The 16,038-nt window shown below is 37.5% G+C and carries 18 protein-coding genes; 4 read left to right on the top strand and 14 right to left on the bottom strand.

Annotation, left to right across the window (positions count from 1 at the left end; all coding sequences use genetic code 11):
* Positions 1–18 precede the first annotated feature (18 nt).
* From BK583_RS02925 to BK583_RS02915, 3 genes are all read right to left on the bottom strand, one after another.
* Entirely contained in the window at positions 19–1,155 is a 1,137-nt protein-coding gene (locus BK583_RS02925; protein ID WP_055736722.1) for a glycerate kinase, read from the bottom strand.
* A 196-nt stretch (positions 1,156–1,351) separates the two neighbouring features.
* On the bottom strand, positions 1,352–1,690 hold the full coding sequence (locus tag BK583_RS02920) for a type II toxin-antitoxin system RelE family toxin (RefSeq protein ID WP_038483680.1): 339 nt from the start codon (positions 1,688–1,690) through the stop codon (positions 1,352–1,354).
* Entirely contained in the window at positions 1,690–2,052 is a 363-nt protein-coding gene (locus BK583_RS02915) for a type II toxin-antitoxin system Phd/YefM family antitoxin (protein ID WP_052008216.1), read from the bottom strand. The genes BK583_RS02920 and BK583_RS02915 overlap by 1 nt, the downstream gene beginning before the upstream one ends.
* Positions 2,053–2,337: 285 nt before the next feature.
* On the opposite strand from BK583_RS02915, the gene BK583_RS02910 reads away from it, so the two are divergent.
* From BK583_RS02910 to BK583_RS02900, 3 genes are read left to right on the top strand one after another with little or no spacing between them, the layout of a single operon-like run.
* Positions 2,338–3,054, top strand: coding sequence for an SDR family NAD(P)-dependent oxidoreductase (locus tag BK583_RS02910; RefSeq protein WP_055736721.1), 717 nt, complete (start codon positions 2,338–2,340; stop codon positions 3,052–3,054).
* The gene (locus BK583_RS02905; protein WP_055736720.1) at positions 3,051–4,067 is read left to right on the top strand and encodes an S-adenosylmethionine:tRNA ribosyltransferase-isomerase; all 1,017 of its coding nucleotides are present in this window, start codon (positions 3,051–3,053) and stop codon (positions 4,065–4,067) included. Before BK583_RS02910 ends, BK583_RS02905 begins: the two co-directional genes overlap by 4 nt.
* A 15-nt stretch (positions 4,068–4,082) precedes the next feature.
* The gene (locus BK583_RS02900; RefSeq protein ID WP_055736719.1) at positions 4,083–4,466 is read left to right on the top strand and encodes a VOC family protein; all 384 of its coding nucleotides are present in this window, start codon (positions 4,083–4,085) and stop codon (positions 4,464–4,466) included.
* Here BK583_RS02900 and BK583_RS02895 read toward each other — a convergent pair.
* From BK583_RS02895 to BK583_RS20595, 3 genes are all read right to left on the bottom strand, one after another.
* Positions 4,447–5,079, bottom strand: coding sequence for a response regulator (locus BK583_RS02895; RefSeq protein WP_055736718.1), 633 nt, complete (start codon positions 5,077–5,079; stop codon positions 4,447–4,449). The genes BK583_RS02900 and BK583_RS02895 overlap by 20 nt on opposite strands.
* Positions 5,076–6,518 (bottom strand): GAF domain-containing sensor histidine kinase, encoded by a 1,443-nt coding sequence (locus BK583_RS02890; protein ID WP_055736717.1) that lies wholly within the window; start codon positions 6,516–6,518, stop codon positions 5,076–5,078. Before BK583_RS02890 ends, BK583_RS02895 begins: the two co-directional genes overlap by 4 nt.
* Before the next feature lie 289 nt (positions 6,519–6,807).
* Positions 6,808–6,981 carry a hypothetical protein gene (locus BK583_RS20595; protein WP_160319303.1) on the bottom strand — a complete coding sequence of 58 codons (174 nt, stop codon included), beginning with the start codon at positions 6,979–6,981 and terminating at the stop codon, positions 6,808–6,810.
* Between the two features lie 110 nt (positions 6,982–7,091).
* On the opposite strand from BK583_RS20595, the gene BK583_RS02885 reads away from it, so the two are divergent.
* Positions 7,092–7,310 carry a helix-turn-helix domain-containing protein gene (locus BK583_RS02885; protein WP_055736716.1) on the top strand — a complete coding sequence of 73 codons (219 nt, stop codon included), beginning with the start codon at positions 7,092–7,094 and terminating at the stop codon, positions 7,308–7,310.
* A gap of 77 nt (positions 7,311–7,387) precedes the next feature.
* Here BK583_RS02885 and BK583_RS20590 read toward each other — a convergent pair whose 3' ends face one another.
* From BK583_RS20590 to BK583_RS02850, 8 genes are all read right to left on the bottom strand, one after another.
* Positions 7,388–7,531 (bottom strand): hypothetical protein, encoded by a 144-nt coding sequence (locus tag BK583_RS20590; protein WP_160319302.1) that lies wholly within the window; start codon positions 7,529–7,531, stop codon positions 7,388–7,390.
* Between the two features lie 82 nt (positions 7,532–7,613).
* Positions 7,614–8,939 (bottom strand): UDP-glucose dehydrogenase family protein, encoded by a 1,326-nt coding sequence (locus BK583_RS02880; protein ID WP_055736735.1) that lies wholly within the window; start codon positions 8,937–8,939, stop codon positions 7,614–7,616.
* A 26-nt stretch (positions 8,940–8,965) separates the two neighbouring features.
* Positions 8,966–10,276 (bottom strand): lipopolysaccharide biosynthesis protein, encoded by a 1,311-nt coding sequence (locus BK583_RS02875; RefSeq protein WP_078440014.1) that lies wholly within the window; start codon positions 10,274–10,276, stop codon positions 8,966–8,968.
* Positions 10,277–10,304: 28 nt separating this feature from the next.
* Complete coding sequence (locus BK583_RS02870; protein ID WP_160319305.1) at positions 10,305–11,486, bottom strand: O-antigen ligase family protein; 1,182 nt, start codon at positions 11,484–11,486, stop codon at positions 10,305–10,307.
* A gap of 38 nt (positions 11,487–11,524) precedes the next feature.
* On the bottom strand, positions 11,525–12,661 hold the full coding sequence (locus BK583_RS02865) for a glycosyltransferase family 4 protein (protein WP_055736934.1): 1,137 nt from the start codon (positions 12,659–12,661) through the stop codon (positions 11,525–11,527).
* Between the two features lie 7 nt (positions 12,662–12,668).
* Positions 12,669–13,814 (bottom strand): glycosyltransferase, encoded by a 1,146-nt coding sequence (locus BK583_RS02860; RefSeq protein WP_055736933.1) that lies wholly within the window; start codon positions 13,812–13,814, stop codon positions 12,669–12,671.
* Between the two features lie 24 nt (positions 13,815–13,838).
* The gene (locus BK583_RS02855) at positions 13,839–14,738 is read right to left on the bottom strand and encodes an NAD-dependent epimerase/dehydratase family protein (RefSeq protein ID WP_055736932.1); all 900 of its coding nucleotides are present in this window, start codon (positions 14,736–14,738) and stop codon (positions 13,839–13,841) included.
* Positions 14,735–16,033 carry an ATP-binding protein gene (locus tag BK583_RS02850; RefSeq protein WP_055736931.1) on the bottom strand — a complete coding sequence of 433 codons (1,299 nt, stop codon included), beginning with the start codon at positions 16,031–16,033 and terminating at the stop codon, positions 14,735–14,737. Before BK583_RS02850 ends, BK583_RS02855 begins: the two co-directional genes overlap by 4 nt.
* Positions 16,034–16,038 lie beyond the last annotated feature (5 nt).

Genomic DNA, 16,038 nt, shown 5'->3' with positions numbered 1-16,038 from the left:
ACACCTGCTCATGTGTCGTTAATCTCGAAACGCAAAGAATGTTCGCACGACTTGTTCAGTGGTCAGTGCTAGATATTCACTGCAACCCTTCATTGCTTGCTCTAAATTCATAGGTCCTTTCACAATACTGAATACACTTGTGATCCCGTATTGATACAGCTCTTCAATTCCTTCGCCAACAGACCCTGCAATGGCAACAACCGGAATACCTTGCTTTTTCGCCGCTTCCGCTACACCCATCGGCGTCTTACCAGAAGCGGTTTGATCATCAATTTGCCCTTCTCCTGTTAACACGAGATCAGCGCCTACAAGCTTCTTTTCTAAATGCGTATGCTCGATAACAAGATCAATGCCTCTTCTCATGGAAGAAGGGAAAAATGCCTGAAACGCTCCGCCTATTCCACCAGCTGCACCTGCACCAGCTTGATCATGGAGCCGAATTCCTGTCTGTTTCTCAATTAAATCCGCCCATGTCGTTAACCCGCGATCCAGTTCCTCCACCATTTCTTGGGTTGCCCCTTTTTGAGGGCCAAACACAGCCGATGCCCCAGTCGGACCAACGAACGGATTTTGAACATCAGATGCAATTAAAAAGGTAGACTCGCGAATACGTTTGTCAAACAAAGCATCATCAATGGCCGTAATCTGACCAACCGCTTCTCCACCGTATCCCACAGATTCGCCATGCTCATTGAGAAGCTTCATTCCTAGTGCTTGTAGCATACCAGTGCCGCCATCATTCGTGGCACTTCCACCAATCGCTAAAACAAACGAACGATACCCTGCATCCAACGCCGCTTTAATGAGCTCTCCAGTCCCTAGAGTCGTCGTCACCATCGGATTACGCTCATGAGCCGGAATTAACACAAGCCCTGACGCACTTGCCATTTCGATTACACACGTCTTCCCATCACCAAGAACGCCATATTCTGCGGTAACCGCCTTACGAGTCGGTCCTTTCACTACAACCTTTACTTTTTTTCCTCCTGTTGCTGTAACGAGGCTATCCATCGTGCCTTCCCCACCATCTGCAACAGGAACGGAGACGACCTCAGCATTTGGAAGCGCTTTCGATATAGCCTGCTTCATGACAGCCGCTACGTCTACAGCCGATAAACTGCCTTTAAACGAATCTGGCGCAATCACGATTTTCATGTTGTAACCACCTTACGTCATTCTTATAAAGATGATTATAATCTGAATATACACGTTTTACATCGTGCGGAATGTACAAAAAATAACGGAAACATTATAGTTTTATTGTACACATCTGACAATGGGGCCACAAACAATACAAAGAGCGAGTTAAGCTCAAAAAGCCCTCTCGCTCGAATACGTGTTTAGCTGTAACTTACTTATTTGACTTTAATCTTTCACTAGCACTATCAAAAACTTTACCATCGCTTCTTGTGCCTATTGCGATTAATTCAACGTTTATCAATTGAACCGTCATTTCACCCAATTCGTTCTCTTTTATTCTAAAAACAACTCTTATCCCATCTCTTCGGTATTTTAATTCCTTACAACCAATCAATTTGCCCGTTAACGGTTTGCCTATTTCATCTGCTCTTTCTTCAAGCCTTCTAATACCCGTTGCAATTAATTTCTTCGTAGAACCATCTAACTTTCTATACTCTTTTTCTGCTTCTTCATCGATAAAAACAACGTTAAATCTTTTTTGCTGCGACATTATTCGAAGAGATCCTTGTCAGTCAGAGCATCATATTCGTTGCCTTTATTAAACTCTTCACGCTCTTTTTTGCTCATATGTGACGTAAAAGGGATTGGTTTTGTCTTACCCTCGTCTGACTTCTCCATTCGCTCAGAAATTTTATGCTCCCATAAAGCTTCACGTAAATCGTCTATCTCTCTATACATACGCTCGTATTCTTCATAGTTCAGAACGACACTTTTTATTTCATTGTGATCTGAAATAAATTGAGGCTCGTAAACCGCTTTTTTCCTAACTTCAGCAAACTTTTTACTTGCATCCGTTGCTTTTATAATTTGACTCTTCTTGATCGGTGGCTCTTTCAAGAAATCAACTCCCATGACCAATCTCCCTCTCTATAAAGTATATGCTCTTAAGTAAAAATTATACACAAAATACGAATAAAAAACAGTACAAAAATACGTATTATTAACTGTATTTTTATGCGAATTTATTCGGTTCTCAAAAGAAAAAGAAGTACAGCCAATCGAACACTCCCCCTCTCTACGACTTTTGTCTGAGCACCGATCAGTCAAATCGATGAGCATGCTCTCCCTCTTATCAACGATTCAAATCGTTTCTTTCTTTCGTACACTAAAAGCAACAACACAAAGGAGTGTAGATAAATGAGAGACGTTATGGTGATTACAGGAGCTTCAAGAGGACTTGGAAAAGCACTAACCCTTCACTATGCGAAACAAGGGTACCGATTAGGAATCTGTGCTCGAAACGAAGAAGAGCTGATGAAGGTAAAAGAAGAGGCGATTGCTTTAGGAGCGGAAGTCGTGGCGGTTCGTGCTGATGTCGCGAACGCAAAGGATGTGGATCGGTTTGTGTCTGTCGTTGAAGCCACGTTCGGAACAATTGATATTTTACTGAACAATGCGTCGATCTTTGGTCCAGGACCACAGCTACTAGCTGATTACGATGAACACATGTTTCAAGACGTGCTTCACACGAATGTACTCAACCCATTTCTAATGACAAAACGAAGCCTTGCGACCATGTTAACAAATGACCGTGGGCTGATCATTTCCATTACGTCTGCTGCTGGTCAGACCGGGTTTGCTGAATGGGGTGCGTACGGGGTATCTAAGTTTGCAGTGGAAGGATTGATGCAAACATGGGCAGATGAACTATCAGAAACCAAGACTGAGGTTTGTTTAGTTGATCCTGGTGAAATGAATACTGCCATGCACGACATTGCCGTTCCCAATTGCGATTATCCTTTACTAGAACCAGAAGAGCTGTTGCCGCTATTCGATCACATCATCCAACATCGTGGCACAGTCAACGGAAAGCGGTTTGACATAGATTCGTTCTTAGAGGAGGCAGCACAATGACCAATCTTGCTTCGCTCCATGAGGCATTCTCGTTGCCAGCGCATCTTCATGCTCATACACCTGCTGAGCATCGTGGACACGATCGTTCCGACGTGAAGCTCCTTCATACCGAGCGGAAGAGCGGACGCATTCAAGACCACACGTTAACCGACCTCACTGAGCTCTTACAGCCGAATGACCTGCTTCTCTTCAATCGCAGCCGAACGATTCCAGCTCAGCTCGTAAGTGAAACCGACAACGTAACCGTTCGATTAGCTCGACAACTGACCGAAACCAGTTGGGAAGCACTCATTCTTGGTAAAGACAAGACTGTGGTTCAACTTCAAGACGGAGTGACGCTTCATGTTCAAGGAGATGGCAGTGAAGCCCCGTTAAAGCGTGTGACCTTTCATGGCCTGCACGAACCGGTTCTGTCGTTTCTCCATAAATACGGGGAGCCGATTCGGTATGAATACATCAACACCCCTTGGTCATTGGAGTCATACCAAACCGTATTTGCGTCTGTTCCTGGTTCCATTGAAATGCCTTCAGCTGGGCGAGCCTTTTCGTGGAAGCTGATTCATCAATTAAAACAAAACCATATTCAAGTGGGCTTCCTTACGCTGCATGCAGGCATTAGTTACTACGAAGACAACCAATGGCCAGACCCTTTGCATCACCCTGAGGCTTATATGATTCCAGCAGAAACGATTACAGCGATTCATGAAGCCAAAGCACGCGGGGGACGAATCATCGCAGTCGGCACAACGGTGGTGCGCGCAGTCGAATCGTATGCAAAAAACAAGCATTCACATCAAGGAGCTTGGAAGGACACAACCAATTTGTTCATTCAACGAGAAACGCCCTTACAGCTCGTAGATGGGTTGCTTTCCGGCTTACACGAACCACACTCTAGTCATCTCGAATTATTACGCGCGTTTTTGCCCGATGACGCACTACTGTCAAGCTACCAGCACGCCTTACAAAACAACTACCTCTGGCATGAATTTGGCGATGTCCACCTCATGCTGTAAAAAGGAGGCAACACCATGTTCACAACACATCACATTGGCATCAACGTACACGACCTAGAAGCAACGCTTTCCTTTTACAAACGCTTGCTTGACGCTACGTTAGTCGAACGCATGGCGTTAAACGGCGAAGAGCTTGCGTTTATCCGAATTGGCAACACCTTGATCGAACTCGTCGATTCAGGGCAAGACAAAGAGGAGGTTTCATCCGCCTCCTCCATCCATCTTGCGTTTCAAACAAACAACCTCACAGACGCAATCGTTCGCTTTCAAGGGCAACAGATAAAGCTAGAAGAAGGTCCCTATCATCTAGAAAACGGCTGGAAAGCGGTATACTTTCGGGGCATCAACAACGAATTAATTGAACTGATTGAATGCCCCTCTACAAAAGACTATGCTTAACCGCAAACAAAGCCGCCTGTGTCCGGTCGCTGACGTGCAGCTTGGAAAACACATGAGATAGATGAGTTTTCACCGTTTTTTCTGTAATCCCTAACCGATCGGCAATTTCTTTATTGCTATAGCCTGAAGCAATCTCCACAAGCACTTCCCGCTCTCGCTTCGTTAGGAGTTCGATTGCCTGCTCTTCCTCAGACATCGGTGTCGCAATCCGGTTGAGCACAAATTTCGTTACTTTATCATGCAGCTTATTTTCACCGTTTAAGACCGCACGCATCGTTTCCACTAATTGTTCTGGATCGATGTCTTTTAACTGATAACCATCGGCACCAGCTTGTAACGCCGGAATCACATGATCCTTATCAGAAAACGAGCTCAACACGAGGATCTTCACATGAGGATAGAGAGTTTTTATCTGGTTCGTCGCTTCCATGCCATTTAATTTCGGCATAAACAAATCCATTAAAATCAAATCAGGCTGAACGGTTTTCAGCTTCTGGAGTGCCTCTTCCCCATTATTTGCCTCACCGACAATCTCCATATCTTCGATGGTATTCAAATAAAACACTAACCCTTTTCGGACAACCGTATGATCGTCCACAATCATCACCTTCATACGTTGTCCCCTTGTACTAGCGGTATGCTTATATTCACGGTCGTGCCTTGATGCCGCGCAGACACAATCGTTACCGTACCGCCCATTTCCTGTACACGTTCCTTTATATTCACGAAACCCATTCCTTTTCTCACAGTGTCGGGATCAAACCCAATCCCTTGATCGACGATCTGTACCGTTACCGCTTCACTACCAAACAACAGACGGACTACTACATCCTTTGTCTTCGCATGCTTCTGACAGTTGTTTAACCCCTCTTGTATCAAACGCCACACGCACACTTCCAATGGCTCAGCGATTTTCTTTAATCCTTCTACTTCTACTACAACAGCTAAGCCAATTAAACGCGCATACGCTTCAACCTTTGCCGCAAGCCCAGACTCCAACCCTTCTGGACGAAGCTGTTTAATTAACTCTTTTAATTCCACAAGAGCTTGATTGCCGAGCTCATGAACATGGGCAACCGTCGCTTTCACGTCCCCATCCTCTAGCTGCCGCTCTAGCCCTTTCACATGCAAGATCAAGGAAAATAACAATTGATTCACACTGTCATGTAAATCACGAGCGAGGCGATTCCGTTCCTCCCGCCGCCATAGCTGTTGCTGCTGACGATTCAACTCAAACTGCTTTAATTGCAGGGAAATATGTGTTAGCACCTCATACAGCACCGACTCGACTCCAGCCGATAACCCTTCATCATACACACACAGCTCAAGCAGATGCTGGTCAAACGGCAAGCGTACCGTCTTGCTCGCATCGCCTTCTTCCCCAGTGAACGTCGACCACTCATTGTAGAAAAACCGAACGCCCTTCCATCCGAAAAACGACTGTAAAGTCTCCCCTACCGTTGCCAAATAGTCGTCCTCATTCGCCACATCCCGTTGAAAGGCGAGATACTTTCCAAGCTGAGAAAGCAAAGCCGTCTGCTTCTGTTCCTCAATATACGCATTCAACCGCTTAATCGTTGCTCCAATTTGATACGCCACCGTTTCAAACAATTCCAATTCATTCCGGGAAAACGTATCAATAGACGGCGACGCGATATTGATTAACCCAAGAGACTCGCTTCCCGCTTTAATGGGGATCGTCGCATGCCGAGACAGACCCCCTGTATCGCCCCAGTCGTTCTCTACAGCAAGCTTCAATCGCTTACAATTCATAATATTAATCGGTTCATGAAGCTCCCCGTTGTTGTATTTATTCACACAATAACAGCTACCCTCTTTAAGAGGCGCGCACGCCTGATGCATCAACCCTACCGGCAACCCTACTTGCGCCACCAATCGCTGCTTCCCTTGTGGCGATACAAGAAAGATCCAGCCCGTTTTAAGCCCAGTCGTTTCAAGAAGAGAGACTAACACCGCCTGTAAAATGTCTTCGATTCGTTCCCCTTCATTTAACGTTTTCGCAATTTCTTTTAACGTCTCAATACTGTTCATTTGTGACTCCTGTAATGGTGTGTCTTTCATTTAGTTTAGCATGAGAGGGGGTGAGGTGGGAGATAAAAGGTGGTTGGGGGAAAAGCATGGTTAAACAAGCAATGCACATTATACGTACTCATTGTACATATTGCCTTAGTGAGATGATATACTAAAAACACTATCAATAGAACGATAGATAGGCGCTTATTATGTGAGGTAGGGGTATGTCGAGTATTTTTGCAAAAAGCTTAATAGATACAAGTAGGTATCGGAGTCTTTTTGTAATTTAAACATTAGACATGAATACTTACGAGGTCGTAATGTTTTGCTGAATGTCTTTATCCATAGCATCAATCTTCTTAACAGTCGCTAACACTTGCTGAAGCAATTCGTACATATTCTGGCTTTCAAGCACATGGGCATGATGCAACAACTCCATCTTTATTTCAGCTAAAACGAGACGAGAATAGATTGCAGACATAAGAAGACCTCCAACATTAAAAATAACGACAGATGAACAATTTGTACGCAACTGATTAATTTCACTATATACGAACAAACTGTACATGTCAATACAAAAGGAGTTTGCAAATGGCTAATTTTCAAGAACGCTTAAAATCCTTAAAAAACGAATCATCAACAAGTTATCAAGAGTTAGCAGAATACCTAGGGATTAGTTTAAGAGCTGTGCAACATTACGCAAGTGGCGCACGCACTCCTGATTTAGAGGGTTTAATTAAAATTGCTGATTTTTATGAGGTATCAATAGATTATTTAGTGGGGAGAAGTGATGAAAGGGAGAGAAGGTGACAAACACCAAACAATTTATACATTCTTTGCCTTTGTAGAGTGTCTTAGATTCTACATTTTAACATCTAATGACTCTATTAGTTTGAATAACTCTTTAACTTTTCAACGATTTCTTTCATTACAACCTCTAAGCTGCCCTCTTTTTCTTTTTCTATTTTCTCCGTTATTTCTACCAGTATTTTTTGTAATGTCAGTTGATCTAAGTTTGAAAGGTTGTCCATTACCCTCACCTCAACGGTTTCTATTATTTATTATATAAAATACACCTCGTTGCCTTAAAGATTTAAGACAACGAGGTGGATATTATGCATACTCTTTTTCAGTTTTCACAACTGGTCTTCCCACTGAAAAATAGTCTACTTTTGCTTTTTTCATTTCTTTAATATCAAAGCAGTTTCTACCATCAAAAATAACGGCTTCTTTTAAATTTTCTTTAAACTGCTCTGACGTAAGCGAGCAAATCTCATCCCATTCCGTTACAATAAATGCAGTATCTGCACCTTTTATGGCTTCTAACGCACTATCTGCATAGTTCATAGCATCAGGAAGTACCTTTTTTGCATTACACATGGCAATAGGATCATACCCAACAACGGTAGCCCCTGCAAGAACCAACTCTTGAGCAAGTACAATAGATGCCGCTTCTCGCATATCATCGGTATTTGGTTTAAAAGCCAGTCCAAGCATCGCAATTGTTTTACCTCTTAACGAGCCAAAGTACTCTCTAGCTTTGTCTACTAATAACCGCTGTTGCTTATAGTTCACTTCAATAACCGCTTTTAGCAGTGTGAACTCATGCTCAACATTCCCTGCAATTTGGACTAAAGCACTCGTGTCTTTAGGGAAACAGGAACCACCATAACCAATACCTGCATTTAAGAACTTATCTCCTATACGTTTATCTTGGCCCATTCCCTTTGCCACATCGTCAATGTTTGCATCCAATTTATCACAAAGATTTGCAATCTCATTAACAAAACTAATTTTAGTAGCAAGAAACGCATTAGAGGCGTATTTGATCATTTCCGCACTACGTATATCGGTGCGGAATACAGGAATTCCGAAAGGCTTATTAATCTCTTCAATTAAGTCTCCTGCAATTGAACTATCTGCCCCAATTACGATTCGATCTCCATGGAACGTATCTTGAACTGCTGAACCTTCACGAAGAAATTCAGGGTTAGAAACGACATCAAATGGAATATCTGTAAGTTGCTCTATATATCTTTTAATATAGTCATTGGTGCCAACAGGTACGGTACTTTTTGTAACAACAACAGCATAGTTATGTAGATGGTCTGCAATATTCGTTGCAACGGATTCGATAAACCTTAAATCAGCTGTACCATCTTCTTTCTGAGGAGTTCCAACAGCGATATATATAGCGTCGGCACCTTCGAATGCTTCTTTATGATTTGTTGTAAAAGAAAGGCGGTCTTCTTTAATATTTTTTACCATTAAATCTGATAAACTAGGTTCAAAAATAGGTGAAATTCCATTAAGCATGCTATTAACTTTTTTTTCATCTACATCCACACAAGTGACAGAATGACCAATTTCCGAAAGAGCAACTCCTGTGACGAGACCGACGTATCCAGTTCCAACAACAGCTACTTTTTTGGCATTCACATTGGCACCTCCTATTAAATATTTTATTATTTATTTTTTATATATACCTTTGTCTTAACTATTGTAATTATACAAAGATAAAGATATAAAAATGAACCTGCAACACTATATAATGCTACAGCAATCACATCATCGTTCAATAGATATACACCCATTATTAAGGCTGTAGCTCTTATAATAATAGAAACGACAGTAAATGATAAATGAAATTTTTGGGCTCCTATAACTGGTAAAGCTTTTATGGTTGGTCTAGTTAACAGCATAAAATATATCCACACGCTTAACCAACGTGCATATTCGCCCGCAGTGTACCAACTCTCACCATAAATTAGTGAAAATAATTCTGGTCCAATTAAAATTATTGTTCCAAATGGTACTATACCTACTAGCGCTAAGACTAAATTAGATTTTATTAATAATTTATCTATTCTTTCTTTCCTATTCGCACCTTCTGCTATTCTAGGATAAAAGACATCCCCAACCGCGTTACCTATTAATTGAGTGGGCACCTCCAATATTTTCTTTCCTAGTACATAAAAACCAGAAGCAGCAGGACCGTAAAAGCTTGATAATATAATAATTGGAAGACTTTCAGATAACCCATTAATTAAAACTTGTGGAGCTCTAAATCTTGGGAAATCATTGTATTTTTTCCTTACCTTACTTACCTCTTCTATATCATTAAAGTTAAAGAAATATTTAAAGAACCTCTTTAGATTTTTTAAATTTGTTACTCTCAATGCCAAACTAAACGCATAAATTGCTTTTCCAAAAACAGATACTAATATCAATACTATTCCATAAGGTTTAAATAAACCTATTAAAGTACTTGACCCATTTGTAATAATTGATTGCTGTACTGCAACTGTCGCTTTTGCTTTAAAATACTTCTTACGAATAACGGTTTGCTGAACAATTTGTAACAAACCATCAAAAAACATAATTAGAGGAATAAGCAATAAAAAACTTCCAAGTAATTCTGTGTTAGTTATATTTCTAAACCAATCTCCGAATAAAAGCAAAAGCAAGAAAGTCAACGTTGATATTAATATTATGGAATAAAATGATAGTTTAATAATCTTTTTCACTTCAGAATTTTTTTGTGGCAAAACTATTGCTATCGGATATGATAGAGCAACCACTGGCATTAAAACTACCGCGAGAGAAGTAAATACTCCTAAGATCCCATATTGCTCAGGTCCATAGATTCTAGTAATGAACAATGAGAAAACCATCGTTATAAATTGAGCGAGCGCTGTTCCAGTTGCAACCGTAAGAACATTTTTGAGAAAACCTTTTTTCCTTATTATTCTTTTAAAATGCTTTATTTTTTTCATGTCATCTACAATCCTATTTAATTCTAGTTTAATTACCCTTTTTTTCTAAATAAAGTTTTTGATTCATTATCAAATGCTTTACGTTCCAGGATAATGCCATTAGTAAAAATAAGTAGTTCAATCTGTAAGATTCCGTTAAACCTCCAATAAAAATTCCAAAAACAGCTACCAGCAGAATAATAGTTATATTTGAATTTCTAAATTTTTGAAGTTGAATACCAGAAACTACTACACAAGAAATTAGCAAGATAAGACCAATTATTCCACTTTCTAAAGTTGTTTGTAGTATTAAGTTATGGGACCCAAAATAAGTATGACTAACCAGTATACGTACATTAATTCCAAAGCCGTACCAAAATGACTCAGGAATAACGTTAAGAACCTGCTCCCAAATAGCAGTTCTACCTGATAGAGTCATGTCCCTTTCTAAATAATCAACTATCAAAGTTTGTAATGGTCCAATCGAATTTGACACCACTAGCAATATCCATATCCCTACATACAATATGGATAAGTTACTAAAGCTAATAAAAGGCTTAATCTTTTTTCTAAGGTTAATTAAGTATAGTACTAATAGCAAAACAATGCTTACTATTGCTGTTGCTGAACTCACACTTAATATTGATACTACAGCAATAATTAATACAATTGAAGATATTAAGGTTAACCTATTTTTAAAGAACCAAGCGTGTAAAAGCACTATTGCTATGCCCGGTATAATAAAATAAGCGAATTGGTTTCTGATACCTAATAACCAAGCCGATCTATATTGATTATCTCGGGGATTATCTAAGTAGAGACCTTCAGGAAATATTAACAAACTAAGGAAATTAGCGACAATATATATTACAAATATTATATATAGCGCTCTTATCAAGGGTTTAGTATAATTTCTGACGACTAAGTTAATCATCAGTAATACTGAAGCGGTTTTTAAAATATTTGAGAAATCGGTTATAGAACCTGCTAAATAGTAACTTGAAAAATATCTCCATACTAGAAATAAAATACTTAAGATAACAAAAATATTCATTTTCTTATATAAGATTGATAACGTCAATGCTACTATAAAAATAATTATGGCTAACAAAATTGAAAGATCATCTATAATTGTTATAGTTTGTAAATAATCCGGCAGTATTAATGGTATAAATACTAAAATTAATACAAGCGTCATATTTATATTCAATTCCTGCTTATTTTTAATCAATATTCCAACCTCAGACATATAAATAATATTATTCTTAGCTAGAGAATTTCATTATATAGTTTAAAAATTTCAGACGCATTTTTCTCAGCTGAAAAATTTAATGCGTATTCTCTACCTGCAAAAGCTTTTTCTCTAACAAATTGTTTGTTGTTTACTGCATACTCTATTTTTTTCGCCAAATCAGAACTGCTTCCCTGATTATATAACAAGCCGTAGTCTCTCCCAATCAGTTCCTCTGTCCCTTGAGTGTTCGCACCTATAACTAAAGATTGACTCAACATTGCCTCAATAGTAACTCTACCAAAAGCTTCTGCCTTTGATGAAACAATAATAATATCAGATTCTACAAAGTAATTATGGATATTACTTTTAAAGCCTAACAATTTAACGTTTTTTTCTAAATCATATTCAGATATTTTCTTCTTCAATAGTGCGGTATATTCTTTATCTCCTACTCCAATAATATCTAAAGAGATATTTTTATAACCCTTATGACTGATTAGAATGTTTAATGCTTCAATACATTCTAGAATGCCTTTTTCTTTGATCAATCTACCAGCTATAGTACATTTTACGTAGTTATCTTTCAAAAGACTCTTGTTATTCACAACAAAATTAGCACTGTCAATCCCATTATATATAGTTGATATATCAACTTTTAATATGTCCTTATATTTCAAAGAAACACTGTTTGATATTGCAATTATTTTATTTGCTTGGCTTATCTGCTTAACTGACTTTTTCTTATCTCTAAATTGTTTATTTAGATCTTCTTCAAGAAGTTCTCGAATATGCCAAACTGTTTTTACTCTTGCAATTCTTGACGCTAAATAACCCCAATTAGCAGTGATAGCATTTATATGGACGATATCAATATTATTTTGTTTTATTAAATAAAACAAACGGATCTCTTGCATGTAATTTATTACTTGCTTTACTTTCCATGCTAAATTCCCATTAAAACGAATTTTATTATCTAAAGGAGCAACCCAGTTATATAATCTTATCACTTTATAACTGATTTCACTTTCAACCAATAACTTTTCAATTTCTCCGTTTTTAGGTATTATAACAATAATATTAACACCCTTTGATTTCAGTAATTCAGCTAGTTTCACTAATGATTTACTAGCTCCAGAGATACCCGAGTACGTAGCAATCAACAATACATTCATATTATCCTCATCTTTTACTTGTCATAGCGTTATCGTAAATTAATTTCAACTTACTCGTTACAGCACTTTCAGAGAAGTTATTAATAGCATAATCTTTAATAAATCTACTATCAAATTTCTCATAATTCTCGTGCATATATATAAGTGAATTAGAAAGATCGTCTAAACTATTCTTATTTACTAACATACCTACGTCTTCAGTAATGTAATCGTCAATTGGTCCATCTTTTAAGCCTATAACTGGCTTTCCACATGTCATAGCCTCTATAAAGGGAACGCCAAAAGTTTCTAAATAACTAGCGGATACAAATACATCGCTCTCTTTAACAAGTTTAGCAGTTTCATTCCTACTAAGAAATCCCATAAAATTAACTTTGTTACTAATTCCCAACTGAATGACTTGATCCTTCAAAGTAGTTTCTAGTTTACCACCACCAACAATTGTTAGGGTAACACCTGTATTTCCATTAAATGCTTTAGCAAATGAATCTATAAGTGAACCAAAACCTTTGACTTCTACTAACCTTCCAACAGATATAAAGTTAAAACTTGAATTGGATTTTTTCTTTTTCTCAAAAGTAAATTCTTGAGCAACCATATTTGGTATCACTTGAATTTTTTTGTTAGTAGATGTTATTTCTGCTACGCTTTCCCTTAATAACTCACCTACACATATAAAAGCAGATGATTCTTCAACAACCCTTTTTAGCAATTTTATTCTAAAAGGTTCTAGATTTTTAGTCTGAACTTTAGTCCAATGTTCTGTTGTAGCTAAAGGAATTTGTAATTCACAAAGAAATGACCATAGCTCATCTGTTAAAGTCAATAAAGGAAAGTGTACGTGGATAATATTGGGTTTCCCATATTTTGATATTATTTCATTAATTATTTTTTTTAGTAGCTTGGATTTAAATCTGTTAAATATCTTTGTAGGCAGTCCTCCTATAGGTAAATTATACCCATAAGCTTTGATCTCATCTTCAGCAGTAAAACTTCCAAATTTTTTTAACTTCTTTATTGACCGATTGTCACAGAATGCATAGATTGTCCTCATACCATTACGATTCAAAGCTTTAGCTTGTTCAAACTCAAAAATGCCCATCATTCCTGTACTTTCTTCAGGATACGCTCTACCAATTACTAATGTGTACACTTAATGGCACCCGCAACTTTCTTCTTAATTATAGTTATGAATTAAATCCTTTATAAAATGTTTCATTGTAAAATCTGGTTTCCAGTTAAAATCTTTATAGAATAAATTACTATCTATTAAGTTATTTGTATTTGGACCACTGTTTTCTTTAATATTTATTACAACATCAATGTTGTGGGACTCTTTTAACAATTTTCTTATATGCTCGGCAATCTGAACTAGAGTTAAGTAGTCATCATTGCCCAAATTATAGACCTCTTTCCACTTAGATGAATTGAATTCGAGCATATTAATGATTCCTGATGCAGCATCTCTAACGTCTAAATAAGAAATTTTCTGATCTCCACCAGTTAGATTTAAAGCTTTTCCTAAAAAAGCATCCTTGACAAACTTATTTGTTAACCTAATATCAAAATTTAATGCTACTAAACTAGCTAATCTAATATTTGTAAAATGGACTCTCTCTTTGCAGAATGCATTGACTATCCTTTCAACAGCAAATTTAGTCATACCATAATTTGATTCAGGTGAGACGTCTATTTGCTCCGTAGTATTATCCTTTTCACTTTGGCTATATACACTTTGTGAAGATATATTAATTACGGAACTTACACCTGAATCTATAGACTTCTTTATAATTTTTTCAGTTGAAATCAACCCAGCAGAAAGTGACGTAGGATTTGAACTTCTCGGAAAGCCTGAATGTATTAAAACATCTGCCTCTATATCTTTACGTCCAAACCACTCAGTAATATCGACAACAGTTAAATTTTCAAATTCCTTGTACTTTGCCTGGAGTTGTTTACTTTGCGAGGTTATTGCTATCACATTGTAACTGTCATTGTTCTTTAATTGATTAATAATTTCACTACCAAGAAGCCCTCCAGATCCACTTAATAAAACTCTTTTCTGGGCAATATTCATTTTAACAGACCATCCAATTCTTGTGTATTAAATCCAGGCAATAATAAATCTTCTCCACTAGTTGATACAACTTTAAGTGATTTATAAATTTTGTCCAAGACTTTTTCCAAGTCATCTCTATTATCTGTAACAGCAAATACGCGCAACACTATTTGTCTAAGTGTCCCTTTAAGTTCCTCAGAAATAATTGTACCAACATCATTTGCAATGACTGCATCTATTACTTCTGGAAATTCTTTTATTCTTTCTAAACCATCAATTCTTGCAATTTCGCCTGGTTTCATTAAAAATGAAACGTTACAAGCATATTTGTTCCAATTAGATTCTATTGGTAGATTAGCAGGCTCTTCTGTCATTCTCCCTGTTAAGGCAAAATTTATCAACATTTTTAATGGATTATAACCATTGATCTCTTCCATTAATTTGTACTCTAATGTTCCAGTTAATCTGTAACCAATGTCATAGATAATTGCTTCCTCTTTTTCAATTAAACATTGCATAAAGACCATACCGTTCTTCAACCCTAAATCTTTAAACATCCTTTTTACTTTTGAATCAGTATTTTCCCTATACTTATCAAGATAAACTGATGGAAAAGTGTAAGCAACAGGTAAAGGGATAACTCCATCTTGATTATGTTTAACGTGTCTATTGCCCATTCCCGTTAAATAGATTTCTCCATCGTTTAATAAATAAAAAATCGTTACTTCCTTACCTTTTATGTATCTTTCAACAATTACTCGTTTTTTCTCGGAATAGCTCAATGCTTTTTCATAGGCGTTTAAGAACTGTGATTCTTCATTACAGATTGTTACACCTTTTGCACCACTACTATCAGAAGGTTTTACTAACACCGGGAACGTTATTTTAGATGTGTTAATGCTATCCTTAGATGGCTCAAATAAAAACTCATCAACTATAGGTATATTATAATTTTTACATACCTCTTTATAAACTTTTTTATCTATCAGTGTATTGAATTGCTCCTCTGTACCGTAGCACGGTAAATTAGCAGCTTCACAGATCCTTGCATAATGAGGTAGAGTTGAATCTGTAAACCCAGTTAAAATTCCATCTACTTTATTTTCTTTTATCAATTTAAGTAACGCTGGTATATCAGTTGTACTTGTCATAAATGACTCATCAGCAATTTTTTTTGCTGGTGATTTATCAATAGGATACCAATCAGTAACCATTGTATAAACCCCCATTGCTTTTGCTTTTCTTACAATTTCACATGAAATTTTTGAACCGCCTAGGATTAATAACTTTTTACCACTAAGATTACTTAACATTTTAT

This window comes from Shouchella oshimensis (genome assembly GCF_002019765.1).
GTDB classification, from domain to species: Bacteria; Bacillota; Bacilli; order Bacillales; family Bacillaceae_D; genus Shouchella; species Shouchella oshimensis.
Note: the sequence above shows the minus strand (reverse complement) of the source record. Positions and strands in the feature narration are given on the sequence as shown.